This is a genomic window from Streptomyces sp. NPDC045701 (genome assembly GCF_056432045.1).
Map to the genome: position 1 here is coordinate 1 of NZ_JBWKJV010000086.1, position 10,221 is coordinate 10,221.

The following is a 10,221-nucleotide window of genomic DNA, read 5'->3' on the forward strand; positions in this document are numbered from 1 at the left end:
ATCAGCCCACGAAGACCCGCACCAGCCGCCTGTCCCGGCTCCTCTACCGACTCGCGGCTTGACAGCCAACCCACTCGAATTGGGCAACGGAGTCGGCTTTGACGATCCGGGTCTGAGTCTTCTCGTCGGCGGCCATCCGCATCGCACTCCCACGCTGTCGGCTACGGGATCGATCTGCGTGTTGCCGGATCACGCGGGAAAAACACGGGAAGAAAACTGACTTCCCTCGTGTGATCGTCTCCATGTGGGGCACAAGCTCCCCCGGAGGTTGATAACTATGGTCCCGCTTCTTCTTGTTCTTCTGCTCGTCTTGATTCTTTTCGGTGCTGGCTTTGTCTTGAAGGTTCTCTGGTGGGTGGCGGCCATCGTGCTGGTCGTCTGGCTGATCGGCTTCGTGGCCCGCTCGGCCAGTCACGGCGGCTCACGCGGCCGCTGGTACCGATGGTAGGCACGGGCACCCGTTCACCCCGGACGCCGGTACGGTTCGGTACTCGTCGGCCTGGCCAGACGACCGCGGACAGAATCCCTGCCCAGCAAGACCTGGCAGGAACGGACAGGAAGAGCGCCGAGGCGTCCGGCCGGCACAAGCTCCGCCTGTAGGACCCCTGCCCGGCAGGTCGCGGGGTGGGCTGACCAGCAAAATTCACCTCGCCGCGGACCGCAGATGCCGTCCGCTCGCGTTCGTCCTGACCGCCGGGCAGGCCGCCGACAGTCCGCAGTTCATGCCGGTCCTGAAGAAGGTCCGTGTCCGGCTGCCCGTCGGCCGTCCCCGCACAAGGCCCGGCGCGGTCGCTGCGGACAAGGCCTACTCATCCCGCGGCAACCGCGCCTATCTGCGCAAGCGCAACATCAAAGCGGTCATCCCGGAGAAGAAGGACCAGGCCGCCAACCGGAAGTAGAAGGGCCCAGGAGGCGGCCGACCCGTCATCCATGACCGGATGGTGAGGCTGGTGTGTGCGAGGAAGGATCAGGGCACCTCAGACGGGGAGGTCCTCAGGCGGGCGACGGCTTTCTCCGCACAGGTGCGGTCAGTACACCGACTGCGTGCACTTGGCCTCAGCGGTAGACCAGGCGTTTCCGTCCTCGACGCGCAGGGTGACCGTCGTGGTGCGTGTGTGAGAACGGGGGTGACCCGACGGCCGGCCACCCTGGTTAAGAATTTCGTTGGTGGACCAAGTCCCTTTGCTGTCTGCCACTCGTTCCACGTCGCCCGTGGTGTATGCAGCTCCAAGTCCGTATGGCGGCTCGCCGGTCACTTTATCGGGGCCGTAGACGTCAGTGACTCCAATGTCGATCCTGCTTCTCACCTTAGCTCCGGAGGCGTGCCCCCAACTGCGCGCGGTGTATTCCGTCTTCCAAGTAGTCGGGTCACAAATAAGTTTAATTTGAGACCGAATGGACGTGGGTGTGGCTTGAGCTCCTGCAGCCGGGATGAGAAGCGCGAGGACGCCAAGGGCGATCGTTCCGAACCTGAGCGCTGGGCGCTGGGCGCTGATTGTGTTCATGGCGCCGAGCGTATCCAGCACTTCGGCCAGGGGCGTTGCGGCGATCCGTAAACGGCTGAATTTGATCGGCCCGGTCGGTTCTGCGCGTCCTTCTGTGTGCCGCAGAATGGGGCAGCACCTTGGGGATGGCTATGATTCGATTGGCTGCCAAAAGCGTTGCGGGAGTGCGCGGGCAGCCGTCTGCTGCGTCCGGCTCAAAGAACGTGCAGCTCAGGCCACTAGCGCCAACGCATGAGAGGTCAGACGGACCAAATTGTGGACGCTTGAGCTTCCTGCGTTAACTGACTCTTCACCGGGCGCCCATTCATTGAGCGTGAAGCCGCACGCCGTTACCGCCCGTCGCCGACGGCTGGAATCGACCTGCAGGGAGATTAGCGCAGGGACTGGGCGTGGAGACCTCCGCGGGAACGTCGACTAGGGGTGCAGCGTTGCGGATCACCGGGTGTGGCGAGAACCAGCTGATGATCCGACAGGTAGTCTGCTGGGTCTGTTCGAGCACGGGCCGCGACATCTGCTGCCACTCCGGCTGATGAAAGCCTCCGGACACGCCGGTGCACGGCCCTGGTGCTTGTTGTGGTGGCGGTCGCGTGGGCGTCGAGCGGATGTGTCCGTGGGAGACCTACCCAGAGAAACGGTGGTGCTCGACGCCTTGGCGGCCGCCACCACACACCTCACGTGGGGCGGGCTGGTGGATTGCGGGTGGACGCCCTGTCAGGACCAGGAGGTTTTTTCACTTGTAGGGCCTGCGGGTGGGCGTTGGTGATGTGTTGACGGTGGCCTGCCGGACGGGGCATCCCGCTGGTTTGGAGAGTCGCCAGACACCAGCCTCATCTGCGGAGATGCCCGGTGTTCTCCTGTCCTGCCGGATGCGGTGCCGATGAGGAGCTCGTGGAACTGGTCACGATGGTGATCGCGTCCGGCGAAGCCGGGCGGCGCTGCAGACTGCGGCCGGATGACCGTGCCGGGTGCACCCTGGTCTGCCTGCGCAAGCACGACACCCCCGGACCGACCGCCGACGGCTCCGGCATCAGTACGGCCACCGCCTGGCGCTGCGTGAGCCGCACAATCGGGCACCTTGCGGAGCACGCGCCGCCGCTGACCGATGTGCTCACCAGTCATCACACGGACGGCTGCGTGCTGCCGGACGGCACACCATGGCGCAGACCGGCCGGGTCCAGGCGCCGGGCCACGTCTCCGGCAAGGTTCACTGCGGATCTTCGGGCATGCCCGCATCAGTCCGGGCAGACACGTCAGCAGCTGCCGCGATCCTCACCCTCATGATTCACACGTGAAAAAGGCTCCAGGCAGGAGAGGACGCCTTTTCCCAGATTGACAGCAACCCCGTACACGGGCCCGTCAACAGCCCTCGACATGACCTTCATCGGTCGCACGACCGCCGCCGGTCGTGTCATCGAGACCGCCTGGGGCTCAGGATGAGAAGGGTTCAGTTAATTTCCCTTTAAGGGTAAGTCTGTGCGGGCGCGCGCCAGACGAATGGACACAGAACGCTCACTGCAGAGCGCTGCCGCTCAGTGCGAGCTCCGCAACCGTCGGCGCCACCGGTCCGCACCCAAATTTTGGCGGGACGTGGAACGTAGAGCCCCTCAATTCCGTCGGACAAGATGTGGAACAGTGACGAGGGAAGAGAAAGTATGGCTAGTCTGTATCCAGCGGTCGGCGCCCACCGCAACGCTCCGTGGGCCGCACTCGGTGTTCTGACGGCAGCAGTTCTCGTCGTAAGCATCGATGCCACAGTGTTGTTCCTTGCCCTCCCGTCGATCAGCGAAGCACTAGCGCCATCAGCAGTTCAGCTGCTCTGGATCGGGGACATCTATTCGTTCGTGCTAGCGGGCCTCCTCATCAGTATGGGGTCGCTGGGTGATCGACTCGGACACAAGCGCCTGCTGATGACAGGCAGTGCCGCCTTTGGGATGGCCTCCCTCGCCGCCACATGCTCAGCGCTGCCATGGACACTGATCACAGCTCGCGCGGTGATGGGTATAGCTGGTGCAGCCATCATGCCTTCGACCCTTTCCCTCATTCGCGCTGTGTTTCCGGAAGAGGGAAAACGGGCGAAGGCCATTGGTATATGGGGAGCGGCTGCTGCGGCAGGCGCCGCTCTGGGTCCCGTCGTGGGTGGGGTGCTCCTGGAACACTTCTGGTGGGGATCGGTGTTTCTCCTCAACCTCCCTATAGTCGCAGCGATCGTGGTGTTCGGGCACCTACTGCTGCCGGAATGCCGTAGTTCCCAGAAGGGCGTGTGGGACGTGAAGAGTGCCACGCTCTCCATCGTCGGCGTGTTGTCCCTCACATACGTGATCAAGGAAGTCGCTGTCCATGGAATTGTGGGGGGTGATGTGGTCGTAGCGGTACTCGTCGCCGCAACGAGCCTGTGGTGGTTCATAAGCCGGCAGCGGACGCTGGACACGCCGCTGCTGGCCCTGCGCCTGTTCAGCAACCGGCAGTTCACGGCATCCGTACTGACCACCCTGGTTGCGCTGGCGGGCCTCTCGGGAACCTTGTTCTTCACCGCCCAGTACTTCCAGTTGGTACGCGGGTACACGCCGCTGCAGGCGGGCTTGGCCGATCTGCCCGGCTTTCTTGGTTCCACGGCAGGCGGCCTCACGGCGGCGGCCGCCGCCCGGCGGTTCGGTGTACGGGGAGTTCTCACGGGATGTCTGTTGCTCATGGGCTGCGGCCTGGGTGTCTTCGGCTGGGTGGGGACGGAGACCTCGTACGCGGTCATCGCCGTCACCTTCCTGGCCGTGGGGGTCGCCGAGGGACTTCTCTACGCCGCCGCGACCACACTCATGCTCACGTCCACTCCGAACGAGCACATGGGTTCCGGCGCCGCGATCTCCGAAACAGCCTATGAACTGGGAACGGCCGGGGGCATCGCGCTCATGGGCTCCATCCTGACCGGGGTCTACAGGGCGGAGGTGGCCGTGCCTGGAGAAGTGCCCGAGAAAGCTGCCGACGAAGCCCGGGAATCTCTCGGCGGAGCCATTAAGGCGGCCGCGGAGCTGCCGCCCCGAGCGGGTGATCTGTTGTGGGAGAGTGCCGGCACATCCTTTGTTCACGGGATGAATTTGGCTGCCGTCGCTTCGGCGGCCGCTCTCCTTGGAACGGCTGCGCTGGCCTGGTTTCTCCTGCGCAGGCCAACCCCCCTGCGTGTCGAGGACAGGCGCCTAGATGAATGAGCCCAAGGGGTGCCGTTACGGATGCTGAACGGAAAATCGATGTCCGGGAGGGCAGGCGTCAGCGTCCTGGCCGCTCCCGGACCGGACGGCGGTGAGACGGGCGGTCAGGCTGACTCCTTCCTTGGGGCGCCGCTCGACGTAGGCGCGGGTGCATTCGCCGGAGCGCATGCGGACGAGCACGATGGTGTACAAAGCGTTGTTCGCGGCGTGGTCGCCGCCGCGGTTGAGGCGGTGGCGGTGGGTGCGGCCGGATCTTAAAGCGCAGGGCAGCAGGGTGCTCGTCGTGATCTGCCAGGACTTCAGCTGGGCAGAGGCCCCTTCTCCGCCGGGGGTGCGCAGGCGGGCCGGCGAGGAGTCTCGTGGAGGGCACGGGCGCCCACACAGCCGGAACGCCGGGCGTTTCGCCGACGTAGTCCTCCAGCGTCGGCTGGAGCGCGAAGGTCAGGAGCAGCCCGAGCACCGTGCCGACGACCAGGCCGTTGCGGTGGACATATCCAAACCCGCCCGCGGGCTGCGGGAACGTCTCGTTCCTTCCGCAGTTCCGCCAGGGCCGGGAGAGCCTGCCTGAAACAGCGCAGCCGCCGCCAGGGCGGTTTCAGCTCCTGCCGACGGGCATGGAGCAGCCACGAGACATGCCCGACGAGGTCGTGGGGAAGGCCGGGCGTGGAACCAGCAGGGCCCCCGGACGCCAGTGTGCTGAGTGAAGTCACCACGCCAACGGCCAGGGGACCCGGTCACGTCACCTCCCATGCCCCTGACTATCAACGAGGGGTTTGAGGGTTCCCTTGCGCCACCATGGATCTGACCGAAACCGACCGGCAGGAGCGTGACGGACGGAACCAGCGGAGCCCCAAGGCTGAAGAGTCGAGCGTAGATCAGCTTGCTCAACAGCCTGGGGCTCTCTTCACCTCACCCGAGCGGTCACCCTGCAAACGCTCACTGTCCGGGCCATGACTCATCTCCCTGCCGACAGGGTCAGCCGCGCGCCGCTCGCCTAGCGGCGCGCGTTCTGCTTCTGTGCCCGGCAGCACGTCAGAGTATGCACACCCGGGCTGCCTTGCGCTCCGATGGCGGAGTCCTCCGGTGCCCTGTCTACAGCGAGGCGGGCCGTGCTGGGCTCCGGCAGGTAACGACAGCCAGCAGAAGGAGTGGGAGAAGGAGGCTCTGCCTGCAGAGCCCCCGGCTCGCATCCGTGGGTGTTGTGCCACGCGTGGACCATCTCAATGGGCCCATGGTCGTGGGTCACGGACTGGGCGGCAGCCAGCCGCTCCGCGCGGTTGGCGATGCCCATCGGTCGCCAGTGGCAGGCCGCCGGTCCCAGACTGAATCGCCCCGGCTTCTTTGGAGGCTCTGATCCCTGGAAGGGTTGGAGTCATGCCAGCACCGGGGGAGTACCCCCCCGAGCTGCGGGAGCGGGCCGTGAGGCTCGTGTTCGAGATACGTCAGGAGACCGGTCAGAAGGCTGGCTCGGGTCTCCCGGGTCGCCGACCAGCTGGGGGATGCACCGCGAGGCCCTGCGGGAGTGGGTCAAAGCGGGCGGAGGCGGGCGCTGGGCAGCGTCCGGGGGCCTCGTCGTCGGACGTTGCCCGGATCACGGAGCTGGAGCGGAATGGTGAGCGCGTTCCCTGGCGCGCACCGGGAGACGTACGGGGTCGAGCCTATCTGCAAGGAACTTGCGGTTGCCCCGTCCACCTACGATGCCGCCGCCGCGGGGAGGGCCGGCCCTCGGCCCGGGATCTGCGGGACGAACGGCTGAAGAAGGAGGTCACCCGCGTGTATGAGGACAACTTCCGGGTCTACGGTGCGCGGAAGATCACCCGGCGGTTACGGAGGAGGCTATCCGCGTGGCGCGCTGTACCGTCGAGTGCCTGATGCGTGTGCTCGGTCTGACCGGCGCGGTCCGTGGCAAGAAGCGCCGCACCTACGTGGCCGGTCCGGCCGCTGCCAGGCCGAAGGACCTGGTGAACAGGGACTTCACGACCATGGCGCCGAACCGGCTGTGGGTCACCGACTTCACCTGCGTGGCCACCTGGGCCGGCACCGTCTACGTCGCCTTCGTCTCCTGCAAGATCGCCGGCTGGCGGGGCCGCCGGCCACATGCGCACCTGCCTGGTCCTGGACGCGCTGGAGATGGCGATCTGGTCCCGCGGCCGCGAAGGACTCGGTGACCTGGACGGACTGGTGCATTACAGCGACGCCGGCATTCAATACCGGGCGATTCGCTGCACCCAGTGCCTGTCCGAAGCCGGGGCCCCCGCGTGTCGGGACTGTCGGCGACGCCCTCGACAACGCGTTCACACAGTCCACGATTGGCATGTTCAAGGCCGAGACGATCAAGCCCGGGGTCCGTGGCGGACCCTCGAGGACGTCGAGCTGGCCAGGCTGACCTGGGTCGACTGGTACAACAACCGGCGCCTGCACAGCTCGATCGGCGGCCTCCCGCCCACCGGGTATGAGACCGTGCATTACCGTTCACCCCAGACTGCCACCGCGGCCTGAGAGCCAGACAACCCCGCCTCCAGCAAACCCAGGGCGGTTCAGACACAGGTTCACAAAGGCCCTGGCAGCCAGACTACCCATACCGGACCAATATATCCGGCAGTGCTGTTACCACCCCGCCAGGCCTGCTTCTGGGATCACGGGCGGCGGTGATAAATCGTGGGGGTGTCGATAGGCCGAAAGCCGACGGGCGCGAGCAGGTGGGCGGCAGTGCTATCGCCGGCAGTCGTGGCGGTGATGTGCAGTGCTCCGTGGCTGGCTGCATAGTGGAGAGTTTGGATGAGTAGATGGGTGCCGATGCCGTTGCAGTGGTGCTGGCGGTGGACGGCGAGTTGCTGCAGGTGGGCTGTGTGTGAGACGGGGGCATGCAGGGTGGCGGTGGCCATGTGTGTGCCGCCGGTGTCGGTGAGGGTCAGCTGCCAGCCGGGCGGGCTGGCAAGTTCGGTGATGTCTGCGAGCGGATACCCAGGCTTGGGCGGCAGGGGAGTGAGGGGGCGGAGGAAGTAGTCCTGCTCGAAGGCGGGGATAAACCCGGCGGCGGTGATGGCGCGGGCGGTGGCGGGCCGGTGTCTGAGGGGTAGCCCGGGAATGCCGGTGGCGGTGACGGGTCCGGTGAAGGCGTGGACGGTGCGCGGGCCGAGGTGCTGTAGTGCGGCCACGATCAGTGCGGTGATGATGCTGAAGTCTTCCCGGCCGTGCAGCCACACGATCTGCCCGGCGCCATCGGCGCACACAGCGCAGCACACGGCGCCTGCCACCTCGCCTTGCCGGTCGCAGACCAGGAGCTGGTGGGGCGGGATGCACTTCTGGTACTGGGTGAGGATTTCATTTGCGGGCAGCTGGCCGGGCAGCCAGTCGGCATTGATCAGTGCCAGTACCGCTGTGTAGTCCTTCTCGGCCATTGGGCGCAACCGCAGCCCGCTGATGGCATCCGGCCGGATCAATCCACACCTTCCCTTACGTCTCGTACCCGCCTGTGACGCGGGCAGCGCGCTACAGGGGAATGGACGCACCCTACTGCGGTTCAGAGCGAGCAGAGGCAGAGCCACACCAAAGGGAGCGGCGCCACCGGTGAAATATCCCTTCAGCTGGTGTCCCTCTTACGCCCCTGGCACCCAGCCGGGGTGTCAGGTTGTCCTGCTGATGGCGCCGGGAGCCGCCGACCACCCCGGCAGTCCACCGCAATGTGCCGTTTCCGCCCGGGCACCTTCTTGCCGACGTCGTATCGGCGTGAGGACACGGGCACCGTTGGCGGGTGCCCGCACCGACTCGCGAGCCGATGATCCCGGCGGTCGGTCGGCTCCGGATCGCGGCTGGCGTTGTCACGGACCCACCCGAGCAGCGGTCGCGCAGCTCCCCCAGCCGACCTGTCACGCCCCACCGATGCTACAAAGGCGCAGACACGGTCCCACGCGGGGATGGGGCATCAGGCACCGCGACCAGTCCTGATCGCCCCGGGCGCTCCGGCGGAATGCGCCGCCGGCACTGATGTGCCCGGGGGAGGGACACGGACCAGGGGTAATGTACGGTTCCGGCTGGCTGCTGAGAGCATGTTGGTATGGATCCGTTGCCGATTCCCTGTCCTGCCCGCCTGATCCCTGATGGGACCGACCTGGATGCCTATAACGCCGCCTACCGGCAGGCGAGGCGGCACGGTGCCGTCTTCATTGCGGTTGAATGTCAGGGCGGGGGCTGGACGGTGAAGGCGGACGCGCTGACTGCGCCGCAGCACCGCATCGGGGCCGAGGTTACCGGCGCCGTCTGCGATGCTGTGATCGGCCTGATCGGCGCCCGCGAAATCCGGTCCGACTCCTTCGCGGGCCCGGTCTACTGCGTGTTGTACGACGTGGCCGATGAAGTCCGGGCACGTGAGCTGGCTGCTGCCCTGCACGCCGCCTTCTACGGGGATCTTGAACCCCTGATCCGCGCAGCGCCTAGATCGCCCTGACGACGTGGTCCACCGAGCAATAGTCACGAGTTGTGGATCAGTTGAGGTGGTTCATGCTGCGAGGGCCTCGTCTCGTTCGATGAGGTAACCGTTCTCGAAGCGGGTGCCGGCTCGGACAAGGGCACGCGGTGGGGTACGGTGACCGCTCGCCAGCGGGCCTGGGCGGACTCGACGAGCCTGAAGACCATCGCGAGGGCCGCGGCCGGGCTGCCGGCGCCGCGGGTGATCTTGGTTCGCAGCTTCACCGTGCTGAAGGTCGACTCGACCGGGTTCGTGGTCTGCAGGTGGATCCAGTGCTCGGCCGGGAAGTCGTAGAACGCCCGCCCAGGACTCGGTGGACTCCCGCAGCCCCTCGGCGATCGCGATCAGTTCCTTGGTCCCGTCCACGCGCACGCCCATCAGAACCAGCAGGCAGGAATGAGTCTGGGACAGCCGGATTTCAGGGTGGATGCCGCGGCCCAGACATAGACGTAACCGGATTCCGCCAGGTCCACGGCGCTGGAAGGCGGCATGATCCTCGGTCCGCTGCTTCGTCAGCCGGGTCACCGTCGCCGATGACAGCCCGGCCGCGCTGCCCAGCAACTGGTCGAGTGCCGGCACGAAATCGCCCGACGCCAGGCCATGGAGGTAGAGCAACGGCAGCACCTCACTGCCCTTGGGCGACTTCCGGCACCAGGGCGCGAGGATCTTCGAGGAGAACCGCTTGCGCTCACCAGTCGCTTCGTTGATCCGCTTGTCCTGCATACATGGAGCCGACACTTCGACCGGTCCCGCCGCCGTGGTCACTGTCCGAGACCGGTGCCGGCCTTTACGTACCACCAGCCTGCGGCCGGCCTCATCACACTGACCGGCGAGCTCGGCTATGTCTGCTCGGCCTCGGCCTCCAGCGGCCAGCATCAGCCTCGCGTCCTTCGGACGATCTCGTCGATCACAGAGGCACCGGTCTCGGTGGTGCCATCTTCGCTGACTACGCTCTGAGGGGCCTCGCGTTTTCCGGACAGGGTCTGATCCATCAATTCATGCGGCGAGCCGCAGGTTCTCGAACTCGGCGCGGACTTCTTGGGGTGGC

6 protein-coding genes and 3 pseudogenes are annotated in these 10,221 nt (G+C 66.2%); 6 read left to right on the forward strand and 3 right to left on the reverse strand.

Annotation, left to right across the window (positions count from 1 at the left end; translation table 11 throughout):
- From AC07DW_RS31905 to AC07DW_RS31920, 4 genes and pseudogenes are all read left to right on the forward strand, one after another.
- Window positions 1-220 (forward strand): hypothetical protein (locus AC07DW_RS31905; protein ID WP_478861142.1); only part of this gene is annotated, 220 nt, incomplete at its 5' end.
- Between the two features lie 57 nt (window positions 221-277).
- The gene (locus AC07DW_RS31910; protein WP_478861143.1) at window positions 278-448 is read left to right on the forward strand and encodes a hydrophobic protein; all 171 of its coding nucleotides are present in this window, start codon (window positions 278-280) and stop codon (window positions 446-448) included.
- Window positions 449-551: 103 nt separating this feature from the next.
- Window positions 552-896: pseudogene (locus AC07DW_RS31915) on the forward strand (transposase); the annotation flags it as partial.
- A 2,261-nt stretch (window positions 897-3,157) separates the two neighbouring features.
- Window positions 3,158-4,705, forward strand: a complete 1,548-nt coding sequence (locus AC07DW_RS31920; protein ID WP_478861144.1) for an MFS transporter — start codon at window positions 3,158-3,160, stop codon at window positions 4,703-4,705.
- A gap of 15 nt (window positions 4,706-4,720) precedes the next feature.
- Here the strand turns inward: AC07DW_RS31920 and AC07DW_RS31925 are convergent, their stop codons facing one another.
- Window positions 4,721-5,089: a transposase gene (locus tag AC07DW_RS31925; RefSeq protein ID WP_478861147.1), complete on the reverse strand. Its 369-nt coding sequence runs from the start codon at window positions 5,087-5,089 to the stop codon at window positions 4,721-4,723.
- A gap of 990 nt (window positions 5,090-6,079) precedes the next feature.
- On the opposite strand from AC07DW_RS31925, the pseudogene AC07DW_RS31930 reads away from it, so the two are divergent.
- Window positions 6,080-7,204 (forward strand): annotated as a pseudogene (locus AC07DW_RS31930) (IS3 family transposase).
- Between the two features lie 137 nt (window positions 7,205-7,341).
- Here AC07DW_RS31930 and AC07DW_RS31935 read toward each other — a convergent pair.
- On the reverse strand, window positions 7,342-8,106 hold the full coding sequence (locus AC07DW_RS31935; RefSeq protein WP_478861145.1) for a GNAT family N-acetyltransferase: 765 nt from the start codon (window positions 8,104-8,106) through the stop codon (window positions 7,342-7,344).
- A 656-nt stretch (window positions 8,107-8,762) separates the two neighbouring features.
- On the opposite strand from AC07DW_RS31935, the gene AC07DW_RS31940 reads away from it, so the two are divergent.
- Window positions 8,763-9,152 carry a hypothetical protein gene (locus AC07DW_RS31940; RefSeq protein ID WP_478861146.1) on the forward strand — a complete coding sequence of 130 codons (390 nt, stop codon included), beginning with the start codon at window positions 8,763-8,765 and terminating at the stop codon, window positions 9,150-9,152.
- 51 nt (window positions 9,153-9,203) lie between these two features.
- Here AC07DW_RS31940 and AC07DW_RS31945 read toward each other — a convergent pair.
- A pseudogene (locus AC07DW_RS31945) lies at window positions 9,204-10,153 on the reverse strand (transposase).
- Window positions 10,154-10,221: the final 68 nt, after the last annotated feature.